Genomic DNA, 26,515 nt, shown 5'->3' with positions numbered 1-26,515 from the left:
CGGTCGTGCTGTCGAGCAAGCTCGACACTACGCTGTGTTCGACACGGTCGTGCTGTCGAGCAAGCTCGACACTACGCATTCACGCGTGCTGCACAAAGCTGACGGCATCGCGGCGGTCGTCGTTTTCAACAAACATTTCAGTCAGGTTCGTGCAGGCATGATCCGGTCATCGGGCTGTCATGCAGATGTGCTTGGCAGTTCCGGTCGGATGGACACGCGTCGGTACGACGTCCATCACCACCTCCGTCACTGCCGAATACGCCCATGCTCTGGATTCTGTTGCTTACGCTGTTCGTGCTTGCCTGGCTGTTGCTGGTTTCCAGCAAGTGGTTGTGGTGGAAGGCCGGCCTGCTTTCGGTCCTGCTGGTCGCACTGAGCAGCTGGTGGGTGATCGACCAGCTGTCCGGCGACGGCCTGAATGCGGCCACGTTGTACCACCTCGGCGCCGACATGGAAGGCGCGGGTGTCTCCGACTTCAAGCGTGTCATCGCCGGCTATATCGCGCTGCTGCTGGTGTCACTGCTGCCGTTGGCGCTGGTGCGCATCAAGCGCTGGCAGCGCCCAGGCAACGGACGGGCACTGTTCGTCGGCTTCGCCGGTGTGTGGATGCTGGCGGTATTCATCAGCCCTCTGTTTGCCGATGGCCAGCGCCTGTATTACCAGCTGCGCCCGGTCGATTTCGCCGGGATCGCGCCCGAGTACCAGGTGCCCACGCAGCCGTTGCAGCGTCCGCGCAACATCGTGTGGATCTACGGCGAAAGCCTGGAACGTACTTATCTGGACGAGAAGGTCTTCCCCGGCCTGATGCCCAACCTCAACAAGCTGGCGGCGCGCTCGCTCGACGTGCGCGGGCTGGATTCACCGGAAGGCAGCGGCTGGACCATCGCCGGGCTGGTTTCCTCGATGTGCGGCGTGCCGCTGACCACCGCCCAGGGCGATGAGAACAGCATGGACCGCATGGGCAGCTTCCTGCCCAAGGCAGTGTGTCTGGGGGATTACCTGAAGCAGCAGGGTTACACCAATCATTACCTGGGTGGCGCCAACGGGCAGTTCGCCGGCAAGGGCCAGTTCCTGGCCAGCCACGGTTTCGATGAGGTGCATGACCTGGCGTGGTTCAAGCAGCAGAAGAAGGTCGGTCGCATCCATTACTCGGCCTGGGGCGTGCACGACGACGTGCTGCTGGATACCGCGTATCGCCGCTTCGAGCAGCTCTCGCGTGGCAAAGAGCCGTTCATGCTGACCACGCTGACCATGGACACGCATCATCCTGCGGGCCACCTGCCGGTGTCGTGCCGCAACGAGCGCTATGAGAGTAAGCACGGCAACATCGGCCTGCTCAATGCCCTCAAGTGCACCGACCGCCTGATCTCCCAGCTGGTCGCGCGCATCCAGGCCAGCCCGTATGGCAAGGATACGTTGATCGTGGTGTCGTCCGATCACCTGGCCATGCCCAACGACCTCAGCCACGTACTGGCCAAGCAGGAGCGCGAGAACCTGCTGCTGTTCGTGGGAAATGGCATTGAACCGCGCCAGCTGCAGGTGGACGACGCAACCACGCTGGACAGCGGCGCGACTCTGCTGAGCCTGCTGGACCCTTCGATCCAGCGCATCGGCTTCGGCCGCTCGCTGCTGGATCCACAGCGTCCGGCCAGCGCCAGCGTGGCTGCGCGCAAGGACAACGGCCGCGACTACCCCAAATACCTGGCCTTCGCCCGTTCGCTGTGGCTGGGCGAACCCACCCGCGAGCTGCGCATCGACGAGGGCAACCAGGTGGTGGTCGGCGTGCAGCACGTGCAGCCGCCGGTGCTGCTGGAGTACGACAAGGACTGGGCCCTGAAGTCGGTCTACCTGGAGAACACCTCGCGTCAGTTCGACGAGGCCGACAAGGACAGCACGCTGGCTTACGTGGACCGTTGCACCGCCTTTGAAGACGGTTCTGCCGATGGCGACTGGTGCGCGCTGCTGGTCAACCGTGAGAACGGCATCAAGCTGTACCGCGATGACGAACTGCGCGGCGGCGTGCAGGTCGATGCCGCGCTGGACGCCTTCGAGGGTCCGCGCCCCAGCGTGCGCCAGGCGCACATGATCACCGACAAGGGCCGCCGCACGCGCGCCGGCCAGTACATGCTTGAACTGGTGGCGAGCACGCAGCCGCAGCGCGGGTTCTGGATCGAAGCGGTGTCCTCGCAGCGGCAGGTGGTGCTGGCCCAGCAATGGGTGCAGCCCGATGCCAGTGGCCGCATCAACCTGAGCTTCGGGTTGGACCATGAGGTGGATGACCTGGAGATCCGGGCGTGGTTGAACCATGCCGAGAAGCTGGCGGTGGATACGTTTGCGCTGGTGCCGTCGCGGCGGCCGCGTGGGTAGTGGGTCGAACGGGTGAGACCCCCTCGCGGGTGGCTGGCTCATAGCCGCGCCTGAGGGTCGGCCGGGCGGTGGGGCTGGTCGGGGGACGGCAAAAGCCGCTCCTGCGGGCCTCGTTTCGCGCCATCCATGGCGCGGGTCCACGCCATCGCAATCGCGCTGTCGCTCCCACGCTTCGCTGCGCAAACCGCGGGCCCCATCTCACTGGCACCCACACCCCGCCGCTTCGCGGCCGCCCCTGACTCAGGGGCTCCCTCCTCCCGACACGCCACTGCGCCCTGGTAGCGCCGACCCATGGTCGGCGGAGACCATTGGACCCCATTGCCCCACGAATCCGCTGAACATGGGTCTGCGCCACCAGAACCGCATGTCCAAGGCCACCATGGACATGTCAAAGGCGGGGCGGGGTGGGTTGGCGGGGTCGTTAAGCGCCATGGATGGCGCGAAACGAGGCCCGCATGGATGCGGCCCTTGCCGTGCCCCGCCAGGCCACCCCGCCCCGCCTACACATAGCCCTCCGGCTGTTGACGTTGCTGTTGTCAGCCACGCCCATGAGCGTCAGGATCCCGCACCAAGTGGATGTCCGTCGGCGAGGACAACGCGATGCCTCTGGCCGCCAGCTCCTGCAGCAGGCTGAAGAACAGGTCGCTGCGCGTGCCGTACACCTGACGCGGGCTGGAGACGTAGGCAAAGCTGTTGATCGCCACCTGACCGCCGCTGATCGAGTCGATGAACACCGACGGCGCCGGGTCGGAAAGCACGCTGGAATGCGCCGTGTAGGCTTCCAGCAGCACCTGCTTCACCGCCGCCACGTCCGCGTTCAACGGCAGGGTGAACTGGATCTGGATCCGGCCCTGCGCGCTGCCCATGGTCATGTTGCGCACGGTCTTGGTGATCAGCTCCGAGTTCGGCACGATCAAGGTCGACTTGTCACCCACCGTGATTTCCGTGGAGCGCACGTTGATGCGGCGGATGTCGCCTTCCTGGTCGCCGATCTTCACCCAGTCGCCGATCTTCACCGGCCGCTCGGCCAGCAGGATCAGGCCGGAGACGAAGTTCTGGGTGATCGCCTGCAGGCCGAAACCAATACCTACTGACAACGCGCTGACCACCAGCGCCAGCTGGCCGAAGCCGATGCCCAATGCGGTCAGCGACCACAACACGGCAAGGATGATGCCCAGATAGCGGGCCACGGTACTGATCGAGTTCTGCGCACCCGAATCCAGTTCTGTCTTCGGCAGATAGGTCTCCATCAGCCAACGCTGCAGCGCCTGCATCAAGGCCAGGCCGGCCAGCAGCACCACGATGGCCAGCAGAATCTTGCCAGGCCGCAGCGTGATCTCTGGACTGATCGGTATGCCGTTCGACAGCGCCTCCACGCTGCCCAGCACCGACCCGACATTGCCGAAGGGAGCAGTGAAGATCAGCAGCGCCAGCAGCACCAGCACGATGCGGCTGAAGGCCGACAGCAGCACGCCGGCCTGCTCCACCTGTGCTGCGCTCAGGCCGGTGGTCAGCACCACGGTGCGGCCGATGCGGCTGTCCGGATGCAGCATCCAGGTGCACAGATCATCGGCGAACCTGAGCAGGAGGCTGGTGGTCAGCGCGACGATGCCGCCCCAGACCAGCTGCGAGGTCACGAACTTGGCGAAATTGAGGTAGCCGAACAGCGAGGCGATGATCGCCGCAGCCACCACCACGTTGCCGGCCACGCGGGTCAGCACGATCCAGCCACTGCGGTGGGCCGGGCCACGGGCGCGTGCATCGGCCGCCTGCGCTTCAGCGCGCTCGGCGGCCTCGGCGGTCTGCCGCCGGTGCAACCGGGACAGCGTGACCAGCATCGCCATGATCAGGCACAGGTAGATCAGCGCGATCACACCATCCAGCGCGATGGTGTTGATCTCGCTGGTGCGCGCCGCACGATCCACCGCCGCCAGCATGATGCTGATCCAGCTCACCGCCGCCGCGCTCCACGCGTACTTGCGCAGGTTGCGCGCTGCGGTGTCGTCCAGGTCCAGCAGGCGCCACGACGGCCGCTTGGGGGCCAGCAGGCAGGCACTCAGGGCCACGATGAAGGCCGCAAAGCAGGTGGCCCCCAGGAAGTAATTGGAAACGGTCTGCAGGCGCGGCGGGATGGCACCCACCGCGTCCATCGCCGCCACCAGCGCCCAGGCCGCCAACCCGGGCATCACCGTGCCCACCACCAGCAACCAGACGGCAAGGCCGGTCCGGCGCAGGCGACCCTGCGGCGCGTGCTCGGCGGCCGCATAACGCCGCCCCAGCGCCCGCAGCCACAGCCGCACCGGGAAGAACAGCATCAGGCATACCCCAAGGCCCAGCAGCGGCAGGCCCCCGCCCTCACGCTTCAACGCATCGCGTACCGCATTGGTGCCCAACCGGTACAGCGCCAGCACCCGCGTGGTATCGGCCGGCGCGGTCGCGGCCACCTGGCTCCACAAGGCCGGCGACAGCGGCGAGGCGACCTTGCGGCCCAGCTCCTCGCTGAACTGGCTGGCGCGCAGCTTTTCGATGTCCGCCGCCAGCTGGTTGGCGTTGACCACCGCCAGCTCGGCCCGCTTGAGGGTGCCGTCGATGCTGTTCCGCCGTTTGGTCAGGCTGGTGCGCTGCACCGCCACTTCGCGTGCTTCGGTGCTGCCCTCGGCCACCTCGCCCAGTGGTGCCAGCTGCTCGTTGAGCTGGTCCAGCTGCGGCTGCAGCGCCTTGGCGGCCGCGTCCGCATCGTCCTTGGCCGCCTTCGCCCGCTCGCTCAGGGTGGCAAGCGTGTCAGGCGTTTCGGCGTCCTCCAGCGAAGCCCGCGCGGACTTCAGCGTGGCCTCGGCCCGGGCTACCCGGGCGTCAGGTGTCAGTTCGGCCGGCTCCTGCGCCAGCACCGGAGCGCCGGCCAGGAACAGCAACATCAGCAGGCCGACGAGGGCACCGCGCTTTGGAATCAGGCTGGAAAGAGACAAAACACGATACCGGCATGCGCGGACCACCGCGCCTGCGCGGACTATACGACGTGGCGGGTGCGGATCGGATCAGTACTTCAGGCGCAGCTCCTCCACCTGCGGCTGCTGGGCGGCATACCACTCCTGGAACTCTTCTTCGGGAATCTCTTCCGGGGCATACACCACGATCGGGTCCCAGGCGTGGTCGGTGGGCAGCGGCTGGCGGGGGCCGGCACGCAACGTGTAGGCCACGCCCTCATGCTCGACCACCTCCTCGGCCTGCTCCCAGCTGGCGCGGACGAAGCTGGATTCGGATTTCAACAGGATCACCTGGTACATCGGCATTACTCCTTGTCACTGTTCATCAGCATGGGCCCGCGCATCTTTCCGATAAACCCGGCGGCCGCTACGCAGTGTTGCGCCTACGCCATGGCAAGACGGTTTCACCTGTCCGTGGCGGCGGGCGCGGCAAGGTGGCCTACCGCTTCCGGGACGAGACCGACATGACCACCCACGACGACCTCAAAACCGTCCCCGACCTCAAGCTGCCGCGCTACCTCGGCACCTGGTACGAAATCGCCCGGCTGCCGATGCGCCACGAACCCGAGGCCTGCACCGACGTGTCGGCGCATTACAGCCTGCAGGACAACGGCAATATCCGTGTCCACAACCGTTGCCGGATGGACGGCGAGATCGAGGAAGCCATCGGTGAGGCGAGCGTCGTGGACAACGACAGCGCGCGGCTGGCGGTCAGCTTCCTGCCCAAGGGCCTGCGCTGGCTGCCGTTCACCAAGGGCGACTACTGGGTGATCCAGATCGCGCCGGATTACAGCGTGTCGCTGGTCGGCAGTCCGGACCGGCAGTATCTGTGGCTGTTATCGCGTACCCCGCACCTGGACAAGACCGTTCGCGACCATTATCTGGCCAGCGCCCGCCAGCAGGGCTTCGATCTGTCCAAACTGATCGACACCCCGCACACCGGCAAGCCGACGGCCTGACCCCATGGATCTCAAAAGCGGCTATCCGTACTGGTCCGTCCGCAACGGGCTCATCCAGGCCTTCCCTCCGCTTGAAACCGACCTGCACTGCGATGTGCTGGTGGTCGGCGGCGGCATCACCGGCGCACTGATCGCCGATGAACTGTCCGCTCATGGGCACGGAGTGACGGTGATCGAACAGCGCGATATCGGCTGGGGCAGCACGGCGGCGAGCACGGCCCTGCTGCAGTACGAGATCGATACCCATCTGATCGACCTGGCGCGCCAGTACGGCGAGGACGATGCCGCATTGGCCTACGAGGCCTGCGCGCAGGCGCTGCCACAACTGCGCCACGTCACCCGCGGCCTGTCCGGGGTGGACTTCAAGCAGATGGACAGCGTGTACCTCGCCAGCAAGACCCGCCACGTGCCGGTGTTGCAGGCTGAAGGCGCCGCACGCCGCCAACACGGACTGGACGCACGCTGGCTGGATCGCGATGCCCTGCGCGAGCGCATGGGGATGGACGGCGATGGTGCGCTGCTGACCCGCCAGGCCGCCCGGGTGGACCCCTACTGCCTGACCTACCGGCTGCTGGAACGCGTGAAGCGGCGGGGTGGACAGGTGCACGACCGGACTGTGCTGCATACCCTGCAGCCCACCGCGCGCGGCGTCACCGCACGGACCGAAGACGGCATGCAGGTACGCGCCGGGCACGTGGTGCTGGCGCAGGGGTATGCCAACCAGCGATGGCTGGACACGCGCGTGGCGCGCAACCGCAGCAGCTACGCGCTGATCACCGATCCACTGCACGCCGATGAACTCGGGCCGCTGGCCACCACCATGGTCTGGGAAAGCGCGCGGCCGTATCTTTACCTGCGCAGCACCGGCGATGGTCGACTGTTGCTGGGCGGACTGGACGATGCGGTGGATGTCCCGGCGCGCCGCGACCGCCGCGTGGATGGCAAGGCGGACAAGTTGATGAAGGGGCTGAAGCGCTGGTTTCCCTCGCTGGACCCGGTATCGGCGTTTGCATGGGGCGGCACGTTCGCTGAAACCGCCGACGGCCTGCCGTTCTTCGGGCCGCATGCGCAGTGGGGGCCCCGCGTCCAGTTCGCGATGGCCTACGGCGGCAATGGGATCACCTATTCGATGATCGGCGCAGGCCTGCTGCGCGCGAACATCGAACGCAGGCGCCACCCGCTGCAATCGCTGTTCGGTTTCGGCAGGCTGGAACGCTGATCGCCAACCCACGCAGGTCCTGCCGTCCGGCACGATGACGTATTCCCGCCCGGCACGAAGCCCGGTAGCGCCGAGCCATGCTCGGCGAGCGCAGCGGCGCCTTTGTTGCCCGCCGAGCATGGCTCGGCGCTACCCTGCAAGCGCAACGACAGGCATCATTCAACCAGCAGCTGCTAGCGTCGCCATGAGGGCCCGCCTGCCCTGCCCCGTCCGCTGCTGGAGCGTCGTGCCATGATCCGCCCCTTGATCCTGCTGTGCCTGGCCTGTGCCCCCTCGGCGGTGCTTGCGCAGAGCGCTGCCGGCGCAACCGGCCCGCAGTCGGCCACCGGCCTGAACCTGGCCGTGCCCAGCGAACCGCTGCGCTATCTCAACGATCCCAGCTTCCAGCAGGACGCCCCAGGCACCTATTACGGCGACAAGAGCGGCCCCCGCGCACGTGCCGGCAGCGATAACGGCATCGCCGAGGTCACCGATGACAAGCTGCGCGTCTCGGGAAGTGTCAGCACCGGCATCGGCTACTCCGAAGGCTACGGCAACAGCCACTACAACGCGGCCACGCTGAACCTGAGCAAGAACTACACCACTGACGAGGGCAAGACCCGCGGGGTCAACGTCAACATCCACGTCAGCGAAGGCAAGGGACCGGGTTTCTTCGGTCCCTGGGATGGTCCGTATGGCGGTGGCTTCGGCGGCGGCTATGGTCCGGGCCCCGGCTACTGGGATCGCCCGCCGCCGTTCGGCTGGTAAGCAGCGTTCAACCGCTGCGCTCGCCGGGCATGACTCGGCGCTACCGGTCCGGGCTTCATGGCGCGTGGGTCAATCCAGCCAGCCGTCGCGCTCGCTGTCCAGGATGCGGCCATCATGCCCACTCAGGCGCACGTCTACCTTCTGGTTGCGCGCGTTGCGTGCTTCCAGCTGCCACGTAGCACCATCGCGCTCCACCGAATGGATGTCCTTCAGGCCCTGCTCCTTGGCCTTGGCCAGCAGCTGGTCGATGTTCAGCTGGGTGCGACCATCGAACTCGTCGAAGATCTCGCCGGTCTTCGGGTCCACATACACTTCGCGGAAGCGACCATCGTCGCGGGTCACGTCGGCTTCCCACAGCCCGTCATCCTTTTCGATCTCGTGGATGCGGCTGTAGCCGGCGTCGCGCAGCTTCTGTTCCACCTGGGCCAGGCCCAGCGGTGCGGCATGGGCGGTGACCGCCACGGTGGTACCCAGCAGGGCGGCAACGGTGGCGCCAGCAATCAGGGACAGCTTGTTCATGGTGTTCTCCGGAAAGATGGACCGCAGCGGGTCCGGCCAACACAGTCTGCCCAGCCCACCTAACAGCCACCTAGCCCGGGCTGTTAGCCAACGGTTAGTCCACTGCGCTATTGATAGGCGCATGTATCCGTTGAAAACCCTTGTCGTGATCGCGCTCGCGCTGCTGCCCGCCATGCCGGTGGCGGCAGGCGACGACCATGCCCAGCAGACCGCACGGCGTGCCGTGGAACAGGGCCGCTACGTACCGCTGGAAGACGTGGTGCGCGATGCCATGCGGCGCCATCCCGGCACGCTGCTGGAAGTGGAACTGGACGATGCCGTGTACGAAGTCGAGATCCTGCGCGCCGACGGCGTGGTGGTGGAGCTGGATTATGATGCGCGCAACGGCAAGCTGCTGAAGACCGAACTGGACGATTGATGCGGATCCTGCTGGCCGAAGATGACCACGACCTGGCGCAACGCCTGCGGCCCTTGCTGGAGCAGGCCGGCTTCGTGGTGGATGCCTTCGCCGATGGCCGTGCGGCCGAAGAACATGGCCAGGTCGAAGACGTCCAGGCGGCCATCGTGGACCTCGGCCTGCCGGGCCTGGATGGCCTGAGCATCATCGAACGCTGGCGCGGCAATGGCCGCACCTTCCCGGTGCTGGTGCTGACCGCACGCGGGCGCTGGCACGACAAACTGGCCGGATTCGATGCCGGCGCCGACGACTACCTGACCAAGCCCTTCCAGCCTGACGAACTGGTGCTGCGCCTGCGCGCGTTGATACGCCGCAGCACCGGCCATGCCACTCCGCGCCTGCAGTGCGGACCGCTGCAGCTGGACGTCAACGCGGGCCGCTTCAGCCTGCACGGCAGCGAGCTGGCACTCAGCCCGCAGGAATTCCGTCTGCTCGGTTATTTCATCCACCACGTGGATACGGTGATCAGCCGTGAGCGGCTGGGTGAGCACGTGTTCGACAGCGGCTTCGATCCCGATTCCAATGCCCTGGACGTGCTGCTCGGGCGGGTGCGGCGCAAGCTGGACGTCGACCTGATCCAGACCGTGCGCGGGCAGGGCTGGCGGCTGACGGCACCCGCATGAGGGCGGCACCATGAAGCGCGCCTCGCTGCGCAACCGGCTGCTGCTGGCGGGCGGGCTGGGCCTGCTGCTGGTCACCGCGCTGGCCACCGCGTTGCTTGGCCATCTGTTCGAACGTGCCGCGCGTGACAGCCTGGATGCGGCGCTGGAGCAGGACCTGCTGACCGTGCTGGCACAGGCCGAAGTCAATCCGGACGGGCGCGTGGTGCTGCGCCAGGAACCCAACGAAGCCCGCTTCCAGCGGGTGTTCTCCGGTGCGTACTGGCAGGTCGGCGCGGCCGATGGCACGCCCCTGCTGCAGTCGCGCTCATTGTGGGATGAAAGCCTCACCGCGCCGGCCGCAAGCAGCGGGGGCATTGCCGCCGACATCACCGGTCCGCTGCAGCAGCCGCTGCGCGTGCTGGCCCGCGAAGTCCGCCTGCCGCGCGCACAGGCGCCGCTGCAGGTTCTCGTGGCGCTTGATCGCAGCGACCTGCAGGCCCAGGTGGCGCAGTTCCGGCAACGCAGCGCGTTGGCCCTGGCGGTGCTGGTCGCCGTCTGGCTGGCGGTGCTGGCCAGCCAGATCCACTTCGGCCTGCGCCCGCTGCGGCAACTGGGGCAACAGGTGGAAGGCGTGCGCCGCGGCGAAGCCCAGCGGGTGGATACCCGCGGCTTGAGCACGGAGATCGCGCCGCTGGCTGAGGAACTCAATGCCCTGCTCGACCACCACCAGCGCATGGTGGCGCGGGCGCGTACCAGCGCACAGGACCTGGCCCACGCGCTGAAGACACCGCTGAGCGTGCTCGCCGCTGAAGCAGAACATCCCGGTGGCGACTGGCAGCAGACCGTGCGCGCGCAGGGCGGGCACATGCAGGCCAGCATCGAACGCTACCTGGCGGCAGGGCTGGCGGTCGATCACCGGCAGCGCGCCGACGTTGCCCCGGTGGTGCAGTCGCTGTGCCGCCTGATGGGCCGCGTTCACGGTGGGCGCGGCGTGCACTTCAGCAGCGATACCATCGATCCGGCACTGCGCTTTGCCGGCGATGCCGCCGATCTGGAGGAAATGCTCGGCAACCTGCTGGACAACGCCGGCAAGTGGGCCGTGCAGCAGGTGCGGGTCAGTGCTTCGGTGGACGGGAAACGGCTTCGCATCGACGTGCGCGATGACGGTCCAGGGCTGCAGGAATCACAGCTGCAGACCGTGCTGCAGCGGGGCGTGCGGCTGGACCAGCGCGAAGACAGCAGCGGCCTTGGCCTGGCAATCGTCGGCGACATCGCCGCCAGTCATGCCGGCGAGCTGAAACTGGAGAACGCCTCACCCGGCCTGCGCGCCACCCTGTGGCTGCCGGCGGGCTGACCCGCCGGTAGTGACGGCCGCTGGCCGTCAACCAATGACGGCCAGCGGCCGTTACTACCGGGTCCCCCGCTTACATCAGCGGTTCGTCGGACAGGTACGTGTAACCGGTCAAACCGGCTTCCAACGCCTCGGACAACTCCTTCGCGCGCTCGGCGCCAAGGCCTGCCGCGGCCACGCGCTCGGCGTAGGTCGCGCGCAGTTCGGCCAGGCTGTAGCCCACGTAGTCCAGCATCACATCGGTGGTGTCACCACGGCGCTGCTGGGTGATTGCATAGCCCTCCGCGCCGGCACGGACTTCCACCGCATCGGTATCGCCGAACAGGTTGTGGATGTCGCCCAGGATCTCCTGGTACGCACCGACCATGAAGAACCCGATCCGGTAACTTTCACCGGAACGCAGCGCATGCAGCGGCAGCGAACTGTCCAGGCTCTCGTTGCCGACATAGGTTTCCACCATGCCGTCCGAATCGCAGGTCATGTCGGCGATGATGCCGCGCCGGTCCGGCTGCTCGTCCAGTCGCTCGATCGGCACGATCGGGAACACCTGGTCGATCGCCCACACGTCCGGGATCGATTCGAACACGCTGAAGTTGACGAAGTACTTGTCCACCAGCCGCTCGTTGAGCTCGTCCAGCACCGGCCGATGGCTCTTTTCGTCGAAGCTCAGGCGTGCACGCACGGCATGGGCGATGGCATAGAACAGGTCGTCGATGCGCGCGCGCTGCGGCAGGTCGATCTGGCCCAGCGCATAGCTGGACAGGCCTTCGGCATGGAAATGCTGGGCTTCCTGGAACAGCTCGATTGCCGGGCGCTGGCCCAGTTCGGAATGGATCTCGCGCAGGTGGCGGATCGATGCCGGCTCGTCGTCGTGCTGGTCCGGCACGCGGCCTTCCATCGCCTGTTCCACCTCGGACACGTTGGCGATCAGCACCGCGTGGTGGGCGGTCATCGCGCGGCCGCACTCGGTGACGATGCGCGGCGGCTTCAAGCCGTGTTCCTTGCAGGCATCGGCCAGCGGCTGCACGATGCTGCTGGCATACGAATTGAGCCCGTAATTGATCGAGCAGAAGCTGCGCGAACGGGTGCCTTCGTAATCCACGCCCAAGCCACCGCCCACGTCGACGTGGGTGATCTTCGCGCCAAGCTGCGACATTTCCACGTAGTAGCGGGTGGCTTCGCGCATGCCGTTGGCGATGTCACGCACGTTGGAGATCTGCGAACCCATGTGGAAGTGCAGCAGGCTCAGGCAGTCGGCGTATTCGGTGTCACGCAGCGACTTCCACAGGTCCAGCAGCTGGCGCGGGGACAGGCCGAACTTGGCCTTGTCGCCGCCGCTGTTCTGCCACTTGCCCGCGCCCAGCGAGGCCAGCCGCATGCGCACACCCAGGCCCGGCTTCACGTCCAGCGCCTTGGATTCTTCCAGCACCAGCTTCAGCTCGGACGGCTTCTCGATGACGATGTAGGTCTGCAGGCCCAGCTTGCGGCCGATCAGCGCCAGGCGGATGTACTCGCGGTCCTTGTAGCCATTGCAGACGATCAGCCCGCCCGGGCGCGACAGCGCCAGCACGGCCATCAGTTCCGGCTTGCTGCCCGCTTCCAGGCCGAAGCCTTCGCCGTGGTGGCTGGCCAGGGTGCCGGCCACGCCGCGATGCTGGTTGACCTTGATCGGGTACACGGCGGTGTAGCCGCCCGGGTACTCCCAATCGGCCTGGGCCTGCGCGAAGGCGGCCTGCAGCTTGCCCAGGCGCTGGCCCAGGATGTCCGGGAAGCGCACCAGCAGGGGCAGTTTGGCCCCGTTGGCGCGCGCCGCATCGACCACGTCGGGCAGCGAAACCACCGGGCCATCGGCCCCGGTCGGCCTCACCACCATGTGCCCGGCCTGATCCACGTCGAAGTAACCGTCCGCCCAATGCGGGATCGAGTAGGTCTTGCGGGCTTGGTCGAGGGACCAATCGGTCATTGAAGTCGGCCTGGTTGGTAAAAAAGGGGGTGCATGATAACCCCTGATCGACGAAGGGTTCGTTATCATGCGCGCCCGCGCCCGTGGTCGCTGCCTGGACCTGAACGGGCGGGCCGCCCTGCGGCCCCGCTTCCGCCAGCCCGGCGTCCCATCCTCCGAAAAGGATTGCTCCTCCATGACTGACAACAGCAACTGGTATATCGAACACTTCGAGCGCACTGGCTCGGCCATCGGCTACCGCATCACCGGCAAGCTGGACGAAGTGCAGTCGCCGTTCCAGAAGATCGAGATCTTCCAGACCACCGACTGGGGCAACCTGATGACCATCGATGGCGCCATCATGTTGACCAGCAAGGACAACTTCTTCTACCACGAGATGATCAGCCACCCGGTGCTGTTCACCCACGCCGCGCCCAAGCGCGTGGTCATCATCGGCGGCGGTGACTGCGGCACCCTGCGCGAGGTGCTCAAGCACAAGAACGTGGAGAGCGTGACCCAGTGCGATATCGACGAGCAGGTCACGGTGATGGCGCGCAAGCACTTCCCGGAACTGTGCGATTCCAACGATGACCCGCGCGCCGAACTGATGTTCGACGACGGCGTGGCCTACATGGCCAACTGCCCGGCCGGCAGCGTGGACGTGGTGATCGTCGATTCGACCGACCCGGTCGGCCCTGGCGAAGGCCTGTTCAACAAGGCCTTCTACGAGAGCTGCTTCAAGGCCTTGAAGGACGACGGCATCCTGGTGCAGCAGTCCGAATCGCCGCTGATGCAGCTGGAACTGATCAACGAAATGCGCACCGAGATGGGCAAGGCCGGCTTCGGTTCGTTCAAGACGTTGCCGTTCCCGCAGCCGTGCTACCCCACGGGCTGGTGGAGCGTGACGCTGGCGCGCAAGGGCGAAAGCGGGTTTGATTTCCGCCAGTCCGACGCCGCTGCAAAGGGCTTTGACACGCTGTATTACACCGCCGCGCTGCATACCGGCGTGCTGGTGACGCCGCCGTTCGTGCAGGCCGCGCTGAAGGGCTGATCGGATCGAGGGTGGATAGGGCCGAGCGACCTCGGCCCTATCGCAGCAGCGGCCAACTTACCGCGCACACCGGCAAACCGCCACCGCCGGGGACGTTATTGACCGACATACGACGCGTTCTGCCCCGCGCAGAGTAGCTGCACATCCTGCAGCGAGCGTCGACCATGGGCAGCCCGGTTTCCGATTACGCAGCGTTTCCCCCTTCTTCCGCCGCGTCATGGCCGGACTTCATGGCCGCGGCCGCCCAGCAGGACTACCTGGACGCCGAGTCGGGCCTCGCGCGCGCCTTGCAACAGGGTTACAGCCACTGGTACGTGGACGGAAGCCTGCACGGCGAACGCCCGGAAGATTTCCCACCAGAGCGCCTGGAAACACTGCTGGAACTGATGCAGCAGACCGGCATGCGGCCGATCTACCACGGCAATTTCAAATCTCCGCTCGGCAGCGACGTTCCGGCGCTGGCTACCGCCGCGCTGCACTATGCCTGCCGCGAAGTCGATATCTGCAGCCGGCTGGGCGGCGCGCCACTGATCGTGCATGGCGGCGGGGTGGTGGAGCCACGGCTGGTTGCCGACGTGCGCCAGGCGGGGCTGCACCAGCTGATCGCCAACCTCCGCGCATTGGTTGCCTATGCCGCACCGCGCGGCGTGCAGATCTGGCTGGAAAACCTGTGCAACTACACCCGCTTCCATCCCTTCTATTACATCTGCACCACCCCCGATGAAATCGCCACGGTGCTGGAACAGGTCCCCGGCCTGCATCTTTTCTTCGATGTGTCCCACGCCTACGTCAACGGCGGCGACCCGGTGGCGATGTTCCGGCGCTTCCGCCCTCGCATCGTCGGCATGTCCTTCAGTGACAACAACCAGGATCGCGACGCGCATTTGCCGTTGGGCGCCGGCAACCTGCCCTTCGGTGCGCTGGTAGCCGCCATCTCAGCCGCGCGCTGGCGGGGCGTGGTGGGGTTTGAGACCCGTGGCGGCACGCTCGCCGAAAGCGTGAAACTGCTCAATGGGCTGCGCCCCCCTGTTGGCGATCAGGGAGGCGTGGAATGAGTGCCTCGCCAGCCGCGCGCAGCAGCTTCCTGCAGGGGTGCCGCGACTCCCTGCCCGTCTGCCTTACCTTCGGATTCCTGTTTTCCTCGATCGGCGCGCTGGCCAGCAAAGCGGGATTTTCACTGTTGCAGGCTACCGTCATGACCCTGACCGTCCATGCCGCCCCACTGCAGGCCCTGATCGTCCAGCAGTCGGACACGCTGGGGCTGGTCGCCCTGCTGGCGGCCACGGTGCTGGTCAATTTCCGCTTCGTCATCATGTCCTCGGTGCTCGCCGAGCAGTTCCAGCATGTCAGCCTGGGGCGGTCGCTGCTGTCGGCACAACTGCTGTCCATTTCCACCTTCACGCTTTCCAGCCGATGCGGCAAAGGGCCCGGCGATGTGTACGCCTACTACCTCGGGTGCGGCACCACGACGCTGGGCTGCGCCATCGCGGCCACCGCAGCCGGCCACCTCATCGGCGCGACCCCGTCAGCGCTGGTAGCGCAGCTCGTCACGATCATCCTGCCGGTGCACTTCACCGCGCTGGCCTGCCACGCTGCCGGTGGAAACCGGGCACTGCAGGCGACCGTGGCCGGCTTCGTGCTCACTCCGTTGATAGGCGGGCTACTGGGAAGCCTGCATGTGCTGGTGGTTCCGCTCGGCATTGCCGTTCTGCTATGTGCGATGGATAACCGCTCACAGAGGGCTGCGCCATGAACGGCTGGCTCCTGATCGGCACCGCTGCCGCCGCGTCCTACCTCATGCGTTCCATCCCGCTGCTGGTGTTCCGGCGACTGACCCTCTCCTCGGAAAGCCCGGTGGCCCGGTTGCTGCAGCATGCGGCCTCGGCGGTGATGGGCAGCGTGATCTACCTGGCCCTGTTCGGCGAATCCTTCTTTACGCGGCCTGTGGCGCATCTGCACGATGCCGACGCGCTGTTGAAGCTGGCAATCGTCATCCTCGCCGGCGGCCTGGCGTCATGGCTGCGCAGTGTGTTCCGCCCCCTGATGGCCTGCACCGCACTCTACGCGGCGGCCTTGCTGCTGGGAGTCGGCTGAGATGACCGGCCCCGCCCTTCCCTCCGATGACCTCGGAGAACTGCAGGCATGGCATGCCGCCTGCCGGGACGCCCCGTTGGCGGTGGACATGACCCGTGGGCTGCCCTCTGCCGAGCAGATCGCGCTGTCGCACGCGATGTTGTCGCTGCCGGGGCCGGCGCCGTTTGACAGCGAGGACGGCCAGGATTGGCTCAACTACGGCGGCCAACAGGGAATTCCCCAGCTACGGGCCCTGCTCGCACCGTTGCTGCTCGGCGTGCCGGCCGCTCAGGCCGCAGTGGGCGGCAACAGCAGCCTGGCGCTGATGCACGCCGCCATCGGGTTGGCGTGGCGTACTGGCCTGCCCGGCCACGCCCCGTGGGCAGCGGCCAGGCAAATCCGCTTCCTCTGCCCGGTTCCGGGGTACGACCGCCATTTCGCCATATGCCGCGACCATGGCATAACGATGGTGCCGGTACCGATAGGCGTCGATGGTCCTGACATGGACCAGGTGGAGAGACAGGTGGCCCAGGATCCGCTGATCCGCGGGATGTGGTGCGTGCCACGGCACTCCAACCCCTGCGGCGCCACCTATAGCGAGGAGGTGCTGCGCCGGCTGGCAACGATGAAGACAGCAGCAGCGGACTTCACGCTGTTCTGCGACAACGCCTATGCCGTCCATGACTTCGCTCCGCAGGCGTCGGCGCCGCCCGGCCTGTACGACGCCTGCGCGACGGCCGGCAATCCGGATCGCGCGCTGCTGTTCGGTTCCACCTCGAAGATGACCATCCCCGGCGCCGGTATTGCCCTGTTGGGAGGCAGTGCGCGCCTGCTGGACTGGTGGCTGGCGGCGCAGCGGGCGTGCACCATCGGGCCGGACAAGGTGAACCAGGTGCGGCATCTGCGTTTCTTCGGCGACGCAGCCGGGGTTTCCCGCCACATGCAGCAGCACGGCCACATGCTCCAGCAGCGGTTCGCGCAGGTCCTGAAGGTTTTCGCGCGGCGGCTTTCAGCGCTGCAGGACGTGCACTGGAGCCGGCCATCCGGCGGCTACTTCATCACCCTCTGGGTACCGCCCGGTTGCGCCCGCCGCGTCGTCCGCCTGGCCGCTGAGGCCGGCGTGGCGATCCTGCCGGCGGGAACAACCCACTGCAGCGGCACCGATGCCCGCGACCGGTGCCTGCGCATTGCGCCGTCACGCCTTTCACCTTCCGACGCAGCTCAGGCCGCCGCCATCATCGCAGGGTGCGTGTTGCTCGCCTGCGCGGAACTGTCCAGCGCTCCAGGCCGTGATGCCTCAAACACGCTGAAGGGGGTCCCGTGAACGCCCCCCTTTCCGACACCACCACGGCATTACCGCAGGCCGCGTGGCAATCCACGTTCGTGAACCGCCTGCAGCGTCGCAGCAGCCGCGTCATCGTGATCGAGCTCGTTCCCGCCACCGCCCTTCCGCTGGCAGGATTCACCGCGGGCGCGCATGTCGACCTGGCGCTTCCGGATGCGCGGGTGCGCAGCTATTCGCTGATGAATGCGCCTGAGCATGCCCGCTGTTACCAGTTGGGCATCCTGCTGGCTGCCGAGGGACGGGGCGGATCGCACTACCTGCATACGCAACTGCGCGAGGGCGATTCCCTGCAGGCCTCATTGCCGCGCAATGCGTTCCCGTTGCATGAGCCGGCAGAAAACAGCGTGCTCATCGCCGGCGGCATCGGCATTACCCCGCTGCTGTGCATGGCCCGGCATCTTGCCGCACGGCAGCGTCCGCTGCATCTGTACTACAGCGCGCGTTCGCGGCAGGACGCGGTCTTCCTGCAGGACCTCACCCCGTTGGGAAACGCGCTCACCTGCCTGTTCGACGATGAATGTGGGGGCCCGCCCGATCTGCTGCCACTGCTCGCGGCGCATCCGCCTGCTACGCATTTCTACTGCTGTGGGCCGGGGCCGATGCTCGACGCGTTTGGGCTGGCCTGTAGGCGGCTTGGCATCACGCGTGCCCATGTGGAACGCTTCAGCGCTTCTTCGCGCCTGCCCGGCAGCCTGCCCCCCAGGGGCTACGACGTGGTGCTGGCGCACTCGCGTACGCGGCTCCATTACGATGGCCAGGGAAGCCTGTTGGACTTCCTGCTGCGCAGCGGCGTCGCCATTCCCAATGGCTGCCACCAAGGCGTCTGCGGCAGCTGCGCCACCCGGGTGGTCAGCGGCGAGGTCGACCACCGCGATGGCATCCTGAGCGAGCACGAACGACAGCATTCATCACTGATGCTGCCCTGTGTGTCCGGTTGCCGTGGAACGCAGCTGGAGCTGGACATCTAGCCCGGCCCGGACCAGCCAGCGTCAGATCGCCCAGATGCCCGCGATGACCGCCACCACCAGACCCCACTTGATCGCGTGGTAGGCGAACGCACTGCGCGCACGCAGCGCCTTGGCCTTCAGCCGCACCTTGTAGACGCCGCCGAACGCCTTGTTCACCCCACCGGTCGGGTCGCCCGGCAGGTTCGGCGAGGCGCCACCGGCCAGCAGCGTGGACGCCACCGCCCGGTTGAACAGGCCAGGCAGGCCGAAACGCAGCGGACGGGCGATATCGCAGAACAGGATCACGCGGTCCTGCTCGGTCTCGTTGTGCGCGTGGTGGATGTAGGTCTCGTCGAACATCATCCATTCGCCATCGCGCCAGCTCTTCCGCACGCCATCCACCTCGATGTAGCAGCGGTCATCGTTGGGTGTGCTCAGCCCCAGGTGCAGCCGCAGCGAACCGGCGAACGGATCGCGGTGCGGGCGCAGCTCGCTGCCCGGCGGAAGCTGGGCGAACATCGCCGCGCGCACGTCCGGGATCGACTCGATCAGCGCCACGGTCTGCGGGCAGAACTGCTTGGCCGATGGATGCGACGGGCCGTACCAGCGCAGGTAGAAGCGCTTCCAACCACGGCGGAAGAACGAATTGAAGCCGGCATCGTTGAAGCTGCTTGAGGCGGCGATCTTCTGCGCATCGCGCAGCGCCAGCGCCTCGTCGCGGATCACGGTCCAGTTCTGCCGCAGCGGTTCCAACTGCGGGAACTCCTTGCCCGGATCCAGGAACGGCGTGGTCGGCACCTTCGAAAACAGATACATGACCACGTTGATCGGCGCCATGAAGCTGGAGTGGTCCAGCAACTGGCGCGACCAGCGCGCGCGGACCTTGCCGCGATAATGGATGTACAACACGCAGGCGATGAACAGCACGGCCAGCACGATCTTGATCATTGATGATTCCTCCGGCGGGGGCCGGACGCAGGTGGGCAGGGAACGGGCGCGCATGCAGCCGCGCCGGTAACGCACGGGGACGGGGGACGTGCCGACCAGGCGGTCCGACCAGGCGCGCAGGGAACGCGCAATGGTCGGCAGCTGGGCGACGCCGGTCAAGCGCCGCAGGGCGTTGGCAGCGTTGCACGGGCGACTGCCACGTCCGCATTCATGTCCGGTTTGGCTTGAAGCGACCGCCGCCCAAGGCGCAACTTGTTGATGGATAACGAACAAAAAACAAATGAGACAAGATTGTCCGAGTGGCATGACGCACTGTTGCGCTGCCGAACCCGTCACAATTATTCAATAGAGAACTGGCGGGTACTAAAATTAGCGGCTCCGCTAATGCCCTTCCACCGGTTCGCTTGACGCTCTGCGCCACCCACCGGGCTGTCAGAGAACGTCATGGACACCCCTGTTACTTCCCCCTCTCCGATCTGCGGCGACGACGCCGCGATGCCGCTGCTGCTCAAGCGCGGCGAACGTTTCCTCGAACCGGACGTCTATCGCACCTGCATGGACGGACAGCCGGCCGTGGTGAAGGACTACACGCGCTATCGGGGCACGCCGCTGTCCCTGCTCGCGCGCGTGCTGGTGCATCACGAAGCCCACATGTTGCAGCGCCTGAACGGCTGGAAACATGCCCCCGCCCTGCTGGGCACCATCGGCGGCCTCGCGCTGGGCATGGAGTTCATTCCCGGGCAGACCCTGAGTACCGCGCAGGCGGTGGGCGGTGAGGTGTTCGAACAACTGCAGCAGGCGCTGGACCGCCTGCATGCCGCCGGCATCACCCACAACGACCTGCATGGCACCAACGTGGTGGTCAGCGGAGGGGTGCCGGTGCTGCTGGATTTCACCTCGGCCTGGCGCACGCCGCGCTGGCTGCGGCGTAACCCGATCAGCCGCCAGCTGAGCCGCAGCGACCTGAAGAACCTGGTGAAGATGCGCCAGCGCCTGACCGGCCAGCGGCCCAGCGACGCGCTGGCCGCGCGCGTGGCCGACCCGGGCTGGGTGGCCGCCATCCGCCAGGGCTGGAAGCGCTTCTACGCGTGGGCAAAACGGGTTGGTTAGGTAGCGCCGAGCCATGCTCGGCGGACTGCTGACGCGCTGCTGCGCCCGCCGAGCATGGCTCGGCGCTACCAGACAGAGCACGGCTCGGCGCTACCGATCAGCGGGCGTTACAGCGCGTCTGCGTCCAGTTCGCCAGTACGGATGCGCACCACGCTGCCCAGCTCGTACACGAATACCTTGCCGTCGCCGATCTTGCCGGTGCCGGCCGCCTTGACGATCGATTCGACCACGCTCTCCACCTGATCGTCGGTAACGGCGACTTCCAGCTTCACCTTGGGCAGGAAGTCCACCACGTATTCGGCGCCGCGGTACAGCTCGGTGTGGCCCTTCTGCCGCCCGAAGCCTTTCACCTCGGTCACCGTGATCCCGGTGACCCCGCGCTCGGCCAGCGCTTCGCGCACGTCATCGAGCTTGAACGGCTTGATCACCGCCATGACCATCTTCATCGTGGATCCTCCTGTACTCGGCCGCGAGGATAGCGCCTGTGCGCCTGCAGTGGCGAGAGTATCCTTGGCATCCCTCATTCGTTATGCACGTGGCGCCCGCCTGCGGTGGCGGCCACGCGGCAGCCCCAGGAGCCCCCATGATCGACCTCAACCAGCTGGATGACCTCGCCCGCCGCCTCAGCGACCTGGTGCCGCCGGGGCTGCGCCAATCGCGCGAAGAGCTGCAGTCCACCTTCAAGAGCGCCCTGCAGGCCGGCCTGTCCAAGCTGGACCTGGTCACCCGGGAGGAGTTCGACGTCCAGCGCGCGGTGCTGCTGCGCACGCGCGAGAAGCTTGATGCACTCGAACAGGTGGTCGCCGCGATGGAAAAGCCGCAGCCCCCGGCCGAGTGACATAGCGGTAGGTGGGCCGCCCTGCTTCGGTGGGCGGACCAGCCCTTCGGTGGGTGCGCAGCTTGCTTCGGTGGGTGACGACCGTTGGTCGTCACGCTTTTCCGCCCAGCAGGTGACGACCAACGGTCGTCACCCACCGGATTCCCACCAGACTCCCACCGGTGGAATCGCGCCTCAGCGCATCGCCACCGCAGCGCGCTGCTGCTCTTCCTGGCCCTGCTGCACCTGGGCACTCATCCGCTCGCCCAGCAGCGTGGCACTGGTCTGCTCGGCTGCAGGTGCCGGCTGGCTCATGTCCACCATCGCGCGGAAGCCCGGCGTGGTGCCCATCACGAACGCCTTGCCATCCTGCACCGCAACGCCCTGCAGCTTCTCCGGGCTGTCGATGCCGGCCTGCTTGGCCATGTGGGTGATGTGCGCGGCCATGTCGTTGGACACCGCTGACGGCAGCTGGCCACGGATCGCCGCGTGCAACGGGGTATCCGCATGCCCGGCCTCGCCCAGCTGCGGTCCACGTACCGGGGCCTCATGCGAATGCCCGTGCGTGGCCTGCCGACCCTCACTCAACCGACCCAGCGTCTGCGGTCCGGCAATGCCATCGGCCTTCAGGCCATTGGCCTGCTGGTAAGCGGTCACCGCGTCACGCGTGTGGTCACCGAAGCGGCCGTCTTCGGCCAGCCGGTTGCCGTTCGCATCGCGGATACCCTGGCGGTTCAGTTCCTGCTGCAGCTTGGCCACATCTTCGCTGCGTGCGCCGTGGCGCAGCACCGATGAGGCCTCCTCGGCGCGTCCCTGCCCGGCTGCGGTACCGTCCTGCACGCGGCGCTGGTCCCAGAACGCTTCCGGGCTCTGCAGCCTTCCGGCCGGGTCCTTCAGTTGGTAGTGCACGTGCTGGGCGTACTGATCGGCACCATTCGGGCCGCGTCCCCCCATCGTGCCGATCGGCTGGCCGGCCTGGATGGTCTGGCCTTCCTTCACCTGCACGTTGTTCATGTGCAGGATCTCGTGCGAGTTGCCCTGCGCATCCAGGATCTTCACCGTGCCGTAGCTGCCACCGGCGAAGGTCACCTTGCCCGAGATCGGCGCGTTGATCGTGGGATGCTGCCGATTGACCCCGGTCTGGCCACCGACATAGTTGAAGTCGGTACCGCCGTGGTCCTTGGCACCGCGTTCCTCACCGTAATGCCCGGTGATGTGCGGCTTGATCCCGTTCTGCGGCGGCAGCATCACCTGCATGGTGTGCTGGAACGATCCCGTCTGCTGCTGCGCTGCCTGCGCGGCAGCAACGCCAGCCACTGCGCCACCGGCCACGGCGGCGGCCGCGCCCACGGTCTGCGCCGGCGAAGCCTGCGTCTGCGTCTGCGACTGGCTCTGGCCCTGCGACTGACCCTGCGACTGCGCCAGGCGCTCCTTGACGAACTGCTCGTACTCGGCAAGGCGCGGCATCACCTTGCTTTCGGCCAGCCCCAGGCCACCGTAATCGCGGGTCGGGCCGTCGTGGTGGTACTTGTAGATGTACTCCTCGCCCTGGCCACGACGCTGGGCCAGCTGGCGGTTGTCGATGAAGTGCTGCACCAGCGCATCGGACTGCGCTTCCACATCGAAGCGGTTGCCGTTGTTGAGCTGGTAGGCGTTACCGGTGCCATCGATGAACTGGCCCAGCCCGGAGGCGGAGGTGGTGCCGGCGGCAGCATCCGGATTGAAGCCAGATTCGACGCGGGCGATGGCCAGCACATGCGCGGTCTCGCGCGGGGAAAGCCCGGCTTCGCGGGAAGATTCAATCAGCGTATCGATCACGCGTGACTGCACTTCCGGCGAGGCATCGCCCCAACGGCGCGATTCACCGTGCAAGCGACCATCGGTTTGATCGATAGGCTCGCGGTAGTGGCTATAGGGTTTTATCTGATCACTGCGGTATCCGGCCCCGCGGGGCTGGATCATGTTCTGGTAGATGTCAGGCATAGCGGTGCGATCCATTCTATGAAAAAGGGAATTTCCTTAAGGGGTGTTGCTCCAGGTGTAACGGTGCAGCGTGCTTTCTATCGCTTTCAGGGTTTGAAGTAGGTCACCTCCGGATGGGTCACGCCGAGCTTGGCCAACCACTGCTCATACTCGTCATTGTTGGGTTCCTGCGAGGGCGCCTCGCCACGAAGCGGCGGGTTGCTGTGGGTCAGCTGCTTGCCGTCGGCGTCATACAGGTAGAACCATTCGCAGAACTGGCAACCGAACGGCAGCTCGCCGTACTGCACGACGAAATACGGCGTGTTGTCCTTGTCCTGCACGCAGGCCAGGCCCACGGCGGTGTAGTCGGTCATCTCGGCCGGCTTGTCCAAGGTGCGGCGCTGGCCGTCCTTTTCGATATCCAGCCGCGTCTGCGGCGGGGCGTCATTGCCCTGGTCAGGCAGCCCCGCCACGGTCAGGCGGGTTCCCTGGCATTCGATGTGCATTCCTGTGTCGTCCTGCTGGGTGGAGGGGGTTGTGGAAGCAGCGGCGGGTGCCACCGGGCGAGCAGCGGTGGCACCTGCAACGGGTGCAGCCGGGGTGGCCGGCGTGGACGGTTCAGCCGCCGGATCGCTGCAGGCGGCCAACAAAAGCATCAGGGCAGGGGCGACAAACTTTGACGTCATGCGTCGTGCTCCGGGAAGCGGCGACAGGGCCTGTCAGCAGGCCCTGCCGCCAATGGCATCAGATCGATTGATCGTCCACGCTCTGCAGCTGCCAGCACGGCTTCTGCGCGAACGTATAGATCTGCTGGTCGCTGGTGTTCGGCTTGCGGATGAGCACCTGCACGCTGCCATCGGCCTGCGGTGTGACCTGCAGTTCGCGGCCTTGGCGCGACAGCGCCGCCGGGTCCGGAATCACCGGCCACTCCACCTCCGCCAATGGCACCTGCCTGGTCACCTTGGCCGGCTCGGGCTGGGCGTTGGCATCGATGGATTCGGTGAGCAGCGGGTCGGCGACGGACTTCTCCTGCAGGGCGATGTCGTTGCCGAAATGCGCCAGGAAGGTATTGAAGTCGGCATGCGGGCACTGCGTGGCCGCATCAGCCGGCGCAGTGGGTGCGGTGGTTGCCGCAGTAGTGGCCGGTGCCGGGGTAGCCGGCTGTGTTCCTGCCGGCGTCGTCGGCTCGGTGGGTTTGCACGCGGTAAGGGCCAGGCCCAGCGAGAGCGCCAGCAGCGCGAGAGAGCGTGATTGAGACAACGGATCCTCCTGATCGGTCGTTCGCGCGCCTACGGCGGCGCGCGGGTGCATGGAGCATACCGGGAGATCTGTTAAGCGATTTAGACAGTCGTGAAGGCGTGCTTTCGGTCACATTTTCACGCACACTGAACGCGGCGTAGAACGGCGCAGGCCTGCAGTCGGGTCCGCAAGGGCTCGGCGTGGGGGCCCGCCCACACGACGCTGAAACGCCGACGACTCAGCAGCTGGAAGCCGCTTCGCGCTGGCCTGCCACTGCCCTTGCCACGGCCTCACCCAGCTGCGCCGTCGTCGCCTTGCCGCCCAGATCCGGCGTCAACGGCCCCTGCGCCAGCACGTCCTCGATCGCCGCCATGATGGCGTCGTGCGCCTCCTCGCAACCCAGGAACTTCAGCATCAGCGCACCCGACCAGATCATCGCGATCGGGTTGGCAATGCCCTTGCCGAAGATGTCCGGTGCCGAGCCATGCACGGGCTCGAACAGCGACGGGAAATCGCGCTCCGGATTGAGGTTGGCCGACGGCGCCAGGCCGATCGTGCCGGTGCAGGCCGGGCCCAGATCGGAGAGGATGTCGCCGAACAGGTTGCTCGCCACCACCACGTCGAAGCGCTGCGGCTGCAGCACGAAACGCGCGGTGAGGATGTCGATGTGCTGCTTGTCGACGGTGACCTCCGGATAGGCCGCGCCGACCGCATCGGCGCGGCCATCCCACCAAGGCATGCTGATGGCGATGCCATTGCTCTTGGTCGCCACGGTCAGGTGCCGCCGCGCACGCGACTGCGCCAGTTCATAGGCGTACTTCAGCACGCGGTCGGCGCCGTGGCGGCTCATCACCGTTTCCTGGATGACGATCTCGCGCTCGGTGCCGGCGTACATGACGCCGCCCAGGTTGGTGTACTCGCCTTCGGTGTTTTCGCGCACCACCAGGAAGTCGATATCACCCGGCTTGCGCCCTGCCAGCGGGCACGGCACGCCTTCAAACAGGCGCACCGGACGCAGGTTGATGTACTGGTCGAACTCGCGACGGAATTTCAGCAGCGAGCCCCACAACGAGACGTGGTCGGGCACCGTGTCCGGCCAGCCCACCGCGCCGAAGAAGATCGCATCCATGCCTTGCAACTGCGTTCTCCAGTCGTCGGGCATCATCTGACCGTGCTGCTGGTAGTAACCGCAGCTGGCCCAGTCGATGTGGGTGAACTGCAGGTCCAGCTGGAAGCGGCGTGCAGCGGCGTCCAGCACACGCAGGCCCTCGGGCATGACCTCCTGGCCAATGCCATCGCCGGGGATGACGGCAATCTTGAAGGTCTGGGTCATGGGGGTCTCGCAGGGAAAAGGGGTGTTCCCGATGCTAGGCATTCACGGATCGCATTACTATCGGCGCGAGCGTGACCATCCGTTCGGGCCGGCGCCCAATCAACTCAGCGCCAACCACCATGATGGCGATCATTCCCACGACGGCCGTTGTTCCAATGACGGCGGTCATTGCGACGGTCGTGACGGCTGCTGCGCTCGTAGCGGTAGTCGCGGTCATAGCGACGATCACGGTCGTAGCGATAGTTGCGGTTGTCGCGGCGATCCTTGGTGGTCACGTTGCCGATCGCACCGCCGGCCACCGCACCGCCTACGGTCATCAGCGGATCACCATTGGACAGGACGTGCCCTGCGACACCACCGACCACTGCACCGATCGCAGTGTTCTTGTCCTTGCGCGACATGGCATCGGCGTCGCTGGCGACGGTAACGCCGGCGGTGAGTGCCAATGCCAGGGCCAAGCCACGGAATACGGAAGCGGTTGAGGTAAGCATCGTCAAATCCTCCAACAGGACAGGTGATCAGTTGCGGGAAGCGGGCGTTGTG

At 66.5% G+C, this 26,515-nt stretch carries 26 protein-coding genes; 15 read left to right on the top strand and 11 right to left on the bottom strand.

The features are described from left to right. The first annotated feature begins 264 nt into the window (after positions 1 to 264). Positions 265 to 2,367, top strand: a complete 2,103-nt coding sequence (locus tag H9654_RS12895) for a phosphoglycerol transferase I (RefSeq protein WP_191771158.1) — start codon at positions 265 to 267, stop codon at positions 2,365 to 2,367. 536 nt (positions 2,368 to 2,903) lie between these two features. On the opposite strand, the gene H9654_RS12890 is transcribed toward H9654_RS12895, so the two are convergent. Together H9654_RS12890 and H9654_RS12885 are read right to left on the bottom strand one after the other, a co-directional pair. Further along, on the bottom strand, positions 2,904 to 5,282 hold the full coding sequence (locus H9654_RS12890; RefSeq protein WP_191771163.1) for a DUF3772 domain-containing protein: 2,379 nt from the start codon (positions 5,280 to 5,282) through the stop codon (positions 2,904 to 2,906). Positions 5,283 to 5,402: 120 nt separating this feature from the next. After that, positions 5,403 to 5,651 carry a hypothetical protein gene (locus H9654_RS12885; protein ID WP_182656257.1) on the bottom strand — a complete coding sequence of 83 codons (249 nt, stop codon included), beginning with the start codon at positions 5,649 to 5,651 and terminating at the stop codon, positions 5,403 to 5,405. Positions 5,652 to 5,815: 164 nt separating this feature from the next. Here H9654_RS12885 and H9654_RS12880 point away from each other — a divergent pair, with 164 nt between their 5' ends. The 3 genes from H9654_RS12880 (at position 5,816) to H9654_RS12870 (ending at position 8,276) form a co-directional block, all read left to right on the top strand. Next, positions 5,816 to 6,310, top strand: a complete 495-nt coding sequence (locus H9654_RS12880) for a lipocalin family protein (protein ID WP_101099351.1) — start codon at positions 5,816 to 5,818, stop codon at positions 6,308 to 6,310. A gap of 4 nt (positions 6,311 to 6,314) precedes the next feature. Next, positions 6,315 to 7,529, top strand: a complete 1,215-nt coding sequence (locus H9654_RS12875; protein WP_191771157.1) for an NAD(P)/FAD-dependent oxidoreductase — start codon at positions 6,315 to 6,317, stop codon at positions 7,527 to 7,529. Between the two features lie 231 nt (positions 7,530 to 7,760). Next, complete coding sequence (locus H9654_RS12870) at positions 7,761 to 8,276, top strand: hypothetical protein (protein ID WP_191771156.1); 516 nt, start codon at positions 7,761 to 7,763, stop codon at positions 8,274 to 8,276. 69 nt (positions 8,277 to 8,345) lie between these two features. Here the strand turns inward: H9654_RS12870 and H9654_RS12865 are convergent, their stop codons facing one another. Further along, positions 8,346 to 8,795 (bottom strand): PepSY domain-containing protein, encoded by a 450-nt coding sequence (locus H9654_RS12865; protein ID WP_101099285.1) that lies wholly within the window; start codon positions 8,793 to 8,795, stop codon positions 8,346 to 8,348. A gap of 121 nt (positions 8,796 to 8,916) precedes the next feature. Here H9654_RS12865 and H9654_RS12860 point away from each other — a divergent pair, with 121 nt between their 5' ends. From H9654_RS12860 to H9654_RS12850, 3 genes are read left to right on the top strand one after another with little or no spacing between them, the layout of a single operon-like run. Continuing rightward, positions 8,917 to 9,213, top strand: coding sequence for a PepSY domain-containing protein (locus H9654_RS12860; protein WP_101099284.1), 297 nt, complete (start codon positions 8,917 to 8,919; stop codon positions 9,211 to 9,213). Then, the gene (locus H9654_RS12855; protein WP_191771155.1) at positions 9,213 to 9,875 is read left to right on the top strand and encodes a response regulator transcription factor; all 663 of its coding nucleotides are present in this window, start codon (positions 9,213 to 9,215) and stop codon (positions 9,873 to 9,875) included. The genes H9654_RS12860 and H9654_RS12855 overlap by 1 nt, the downstream gene beginning before the upstream one ends. Positions 9,876 to 9,885: 10 nt before the next feature. Then, entirely contained in the window at positions 9,886 to 11,208 is a 1,323-nt protein-coding gene (locus H9654_RS12850; protein WP_191771154.1) for a sensor histidine kinase, read from the top strand. 70 nt (positions 11,209 to 11,278) lie between these two features. On the opposite strand, the gene speA is transcribed toward H9654_RS12850, so the two are convergent. Next, complete coding sequence (speA, locus tag H9654_RS12845) at positions 11,279 to 13,168, bottom strand: arginine decarboxylase (protein WP_191771153.1); 1,890 nt, start codon at positions 13,166 to 13,168, stop codon at positions 11,279 to 11,281. 175 nt (positions 13,169 to 13,343) lie between these two features. Here speA and speE point away from each other — a divergent pair, with 175 nt between their 5' ends. The 6 genes from speE (at position 13,344) to H9654_RS12815 (ending at position 18,584) form a co-directional block, all read left to right on the top strand. Then, positions 13,344 to 14,198, top strand: coding sequence for a polyamine aminopropyltransferase (gene speE / locus H9654_RS12840; RefSeq protein ID WP_191771152.1), 855 nt, complete (start codon positions 13,344 to 13,346; stop codon positions 14,196 to 14,198). Between the two features lie 230 nt (positions 14,199 to 14,428). Beyond that, on the top strand, positions 14,429 to 15,253 hold the full coding sequence (locus H9654_RS12835; RefSeq protein ID WP_225212046.1) for a sugar phosphate isomerase/epimerase family protein: 825 nt from the start codon (positions 14,429 to 14,431) through the stop codon (positions 15,251 to 15,253). Next, on the top strand, positions 15,250 to 15,951 hold the full coding sequence (locus tag H9654_RS12830; protein WP_191771150.1) for an AzlC family ABC transporter permease: 702 nt from the start codon (positions 15,250 to 15,252) through the stop codon (positions 15,949 to 15,951). Before H9654_RS12835 ends, H9654_RS12830 begins: the two co-directional genes overlap by 4 nt. Then, positions 15,948 to 16,292 carry an AzlD domain-containing protein gene (locus tag H9654_RS12825; RefSeq protein ID WP_191771149.1) on the top strand — a complete coding sequence of 115 codons (345 nt, stop codon included), beginning with the start codon at positions 15,948 to 15,950 and terminating at the stop codon, positions 16,290 to 16,292. The genes H9654_RS12830 and H9654_RS12825 overlap by 4 nt, the downstream gene beginning before the upstream one ends. A gap of 1 nt (position 16,293) precedes the next feature. After that, positions 16,294 to 17,595 carry an aspartate aminotransferase type Ic gene (locus H9654_RS12820; protein ID WP_191771148.1) on the top strand — a complete coding sequence of 434 codons (1,302 nt, stop codon included), beginning with the start codon at positions 16,294 to 16,296 and terminating at the stop codon, positions 17,593 to 17,595. Continuing rightward, positions 17,592 to 18,584, top strand: coding sequence for a PDR/VanB family oxidoreductase (locus tag H9654_RS12815; protein ID WP_191771147.1), 993 nt, complete (start codon positions 17,592 to 17,594; stop codon positions 18,582 to 18,584). Before H9654_RS12820 ends, H9654_RS12815 begins: the two co-directional genes overlap by 4 nt. Positions 18,585 to 18,605: 21 nt before the next feature. Here the strand turns inward: H9654_RS12815 and H9654_RS12810 are convergent, their stop codons facing one another. Then, the gene (locus H9654_RS12810) at positions 18,606 to 19,511 is read right to left on the bottom strand and encodes an aspartyl/asparaginyl beta-hydroxylase domain-containing protein (protein WP_182656265.1); all 906 of its coding nucleotides are present in this window, start codon (positions 19,509 to 19,511) and stop codon (positions 18,606 to 18,608) included. Positions 19,512 to 19,955: 444 nt separating this feature from the next. Between H9654_RS12810 and H9654_RS12805 the strand changes: the two genes are divergently transcribed. Continuing rightward, the gene (locus H9654_RS12805; protein WP_191771146.1) at positions 19,956 to 20,621 is read left to right on the top strand and encodes an RIO1 family regulatory kinase/ATPase domain-containing protein; all 666 of its coding nucleotides are present in this window, start codon (positions 19,956 to 19,958) and stop codon (positions 20,619 to 20,621) included. Between the two features lie 107 nt (positions 20,622 to 20,728). Here H9654_RS12805 and H9654_RS12800 read toward each other — a convergent pair whose 3' ends face one another. Continuing rightward, complete coding sequence (locus H9654_RS12800; RefSeq protein WP_042613243.1) at positions 20,729 to 21,067, bottom strand: P-II family nitrogen regulator; 339 nt, start codon at positions 21,065 to 21,067, stop codon at positions 20,729 to 20,731. A 137-nt stretch (positions 21,068 to 21,204) separates the two neighbouring features. Here H9654_RS12800 and ubiK point away from each other — a divergent pair, with 137 nt between their 5' ends. Next, complete coding sequence (ubiK, locus tag H9654_RS12795; RefSeq protein WP_057508499.1) at positions 21,205 to 21,459, top strand: ubiquinone biosynthesis accessory factor UbiK; 255 nt, start codon at positions 21,205 to 21,207, stop codon at positions 21,457 to 21,459. Positions 21,460 to 21,633: 174 nt separating this feature from the next. Here the strand turns inward: ubiK and H9654_RS12790 are convergent, their stop codons facing one another. From H9654_RS12790 to H9654_RS12770, 5 genes are all read right to left on the bottom strand, one after another. Next, positions 21,634 to 23,421, bottom strand: a complete 1,788-nt coding sequence (locus tag H9654_RS12790) for a peptidoglycan-binding protein (RefSeq protein ID WP_191771145.1) — start codon at positions 23,419 to 23,421, stop codon at positions 21,634 to 21,636. 86 nt (positions 23,422 to 23,507) lie between these two features. Continuing rightward, positions 23,508 to 23,906: a hypothetical protein gene (locus H9654_RS12785; protein WP_101099271.1), complete on the bottom strand. Its 399-nt coding sequence runs from the start codon at positions 23,904 to 23,906 to the stop codon at positions 23,508 to 23,510. A 238-nt stretch (positions 23,907 to 24,144) separates the two neighbouring features. Then, the gene (locus H9654_RS12780) at positions 24,145 to 24,660 is read right to left on the bottom strand and encodes a hypothetical protein (RefSeq protein WP_191771144.1); all 516 of its coding nucleotides are present in this window, start codon (positions 24,658 to 24,660) and stop codon (positions 24,145 to 24,147) included. A gap of 217 nt (positions 24,661 to 24,877) precedes the next feature. Beyond that, positions 24,878 to 25,972, bottom strand: coding sequence for a tartrate dehydrogenase (locus tag H9654_RS12775; RefSeq protein WP_191771143.1), 1,095 nt, complete (start codon positions 25,970 to 25,972; stop codon positions 24,878 to 24,880). Between the two features lie 104 nt (positions 25,973 to 26,076). After that, positions 26,077 to 26,463: a glycine zipper 2TM domain-containing protein gene (locus H9654_RS12770; protein WP_191771142.1), complete on the bottom strand. Its 387-nt coding sequence runs from the start codon at positions 26,461 to 26,463 to the stop codon at positions 26,077 to 26,079. Positions 26,464 to 26,515 lie beyond the last annotated feature (52 nt).

Origin of the sequence: Stenotrophomonas lacuserhaii, from assembly GCF_014836545.1 — a bacterium.
Classification (GTDB): Bacteria; Pseudomonadota; Gammaproteobacteria; order Xanthomonadales; family Xanthomonadaceae; genus Stenotrophomonas; species Stenotrophomonas lacuserhaii.
This window is presented reverse-complemented; position numbering and strand designations above follow the sequence as displayed.

Excerpts from the sequence above, each read along its gene's own strand:
- H9654_RS12775 (WP_191771143.1), bottom strand. The coding sequence starts at position 25,972 with ATGACCCAGACCTTCAAGATTGCCGTCATCCCCGGCGATGGCATTGGC.
- H9654_RS12770 (WP_191771142.1), bottom strand. The coding sequence starts at position 26,463 with ATGCTTACCTCAACCGCTTCCGTATTCCGTGGCTTGGCCCTGGCATTG.
- H9654_RS12830 (WP_191771150.1), top strand. The coding sequence starts at position 15,250 with ATGAGTGCCTCGCCAGCCGCGCGCAGCAGCTTCCTGCAGGGGTGCCGC.
- H9654_RS12875 (WP_191771157.1), top strand. The coding sequence starts at position 6,315 with ATGGATCTCAAAAGCGGCTATCCGTACTGGTCCGTCCGCAACGGGCTC.
- H9654_RS12810 (WP_182656265.1), bottom strand. The coding sequence starts at position 19,511 with ATGATCAAGATCGTGCTGGCCGTGCTGTTCATCGCCTGCGTGTTGTAC.
- speA (WP_191771153.1), bottom strand. The coding sequence starts at position 13,168 with ATGACCGATTGGTCCCTCGACCAAGCCCGCAAGACCTACTCGATCCCG.
- speE (WP_191771152.1), top strand. The coding sequence starts at position 13,344 with ATGACTGACAACAGCAACTGGTATATCGAACACTTCGAGCGCACTGGC.
- ubiK (WP_057508499.1), top strand. The coding sequence starts at position 21,205 with ATGATCGACCTCAACCAGCTGGATGACCTCGCCCGCCGCCTCAGCGAC.
- H9654_RS12855 (WP_191771155.1), top strand. The coding sequence starts at position 9,213 with ATGCGGATCCTGCTGGCCGAAGATGACCACGACCTGGCGCAACGCCTG.
- H9654_RS12820 (WP_191771148.1), top strand. The coding sequence starts at position 16,294 with ATGACCGGCCCCGCCCTTCCCTCCGATGACCTCGGAGAACTGCAGGCA.
- H9654_RS12790 (WP_191771145.1), bottom strand. The coding sequence starts at position 23,421 with ATGCCTGACATCTACCAGAACATGATCCAGCCCCGCGGGGCCGGATAC.
- H9654_RS12860 (WP_101099284.1), top strand. The coding sequence starts at position 8,917 with ATGTATCCGTTGAAAACCCTTGTCGTGATCGCGCTCGCGCTGCTGCCC.
- H9654_RS12890 (WP_191771163.1), bottom strand. The coding sequence starts at position 5,282 with ATGTTGCTGTTCCTGGCCGGCGCTCCGGTGCTGGCGCAGGAGCCGGCC.
- H9654_RS12895 (WP_191771158.1), top strand. The coding sequence starts at position 265 with ATGCTCTGGATTCTGTTGCTTACGCTGTTCGTGCTTGCCTGGCTGTTG.
- H9654_RS12785 (WP_101099271.1), bottom strand. The coding sequence starts at position 23,906 with ATGCACATCGAATGCCAGGGAACCCGCCTGACCGTGGCGGGGCTGCCT.
- H9654_RS12800 (WP_042613243.1), bottom strand. The coding sequence starts at position 21,067 with ATGAAGATGGTCATGGCGGTGATCAAGCCGTTCAAGCTCGATGACGTG.
- H9654_RS12885 (WP_182656257.1), bottom strand. The coding sequence starts at position 5,651 with ATGTACCAGGTGATCCTGTTGAAATCCGAATCCAGCTTCGTCCGCGCC.
- H9654_RS12805 (WP_191771146.1), top strand. The coding sequence starts at position 19,956 with ATGGACACCCCTGTTACTTCCCCCTCTCCGATCTGCGGCGACGACGCC.
- H9654_RS12865 (WP_101099285.1), bottom strand. The coding sequence starts at position 8,795 with ATGAACAAGCTGTCCCTGATTGCTGGCGCCACCGTTGCCGCCCTGCTG.
- H9654_RS12850 (WP_191771154.1), top strand. The coding sequence starts at position 9,886 with ATGAAGCGCGCCTCGCTGCGCAACCGGCTGCTGCTGGCGGGCGGGCTG.
- H9654_RS12825 (WP_191771149.1), top strand. The coding sequence starts at position 15,948 with ATGAACGGCTGGCTCCTGATCGGCACCGCTGCCGCCGCGTCCTACCTC.
- H9654_RS12880 (WP_101099351.1), top strand. The coding sequence starts at position 5,816 with ATGACCACCCACGACGACCTCAAAACCGTCCCCGACCTCAAGCTGCCG.
- H9654_RS12870 (WP_191771156.1), top strand. The coding sequence starts at position 7,761 with ATGATCCGCCCCTTGATCCTGCTGTGCCTGGCCTGTGCCCCCTCGGCG.
- H9654_RS12835 (WP_225212046.1), top strand. The coding sequence starts at position 14,429 with ATGGCCGCGGCCGCCCAGCAGGACTACCTGGACGCCGAGTCGGGCCTC.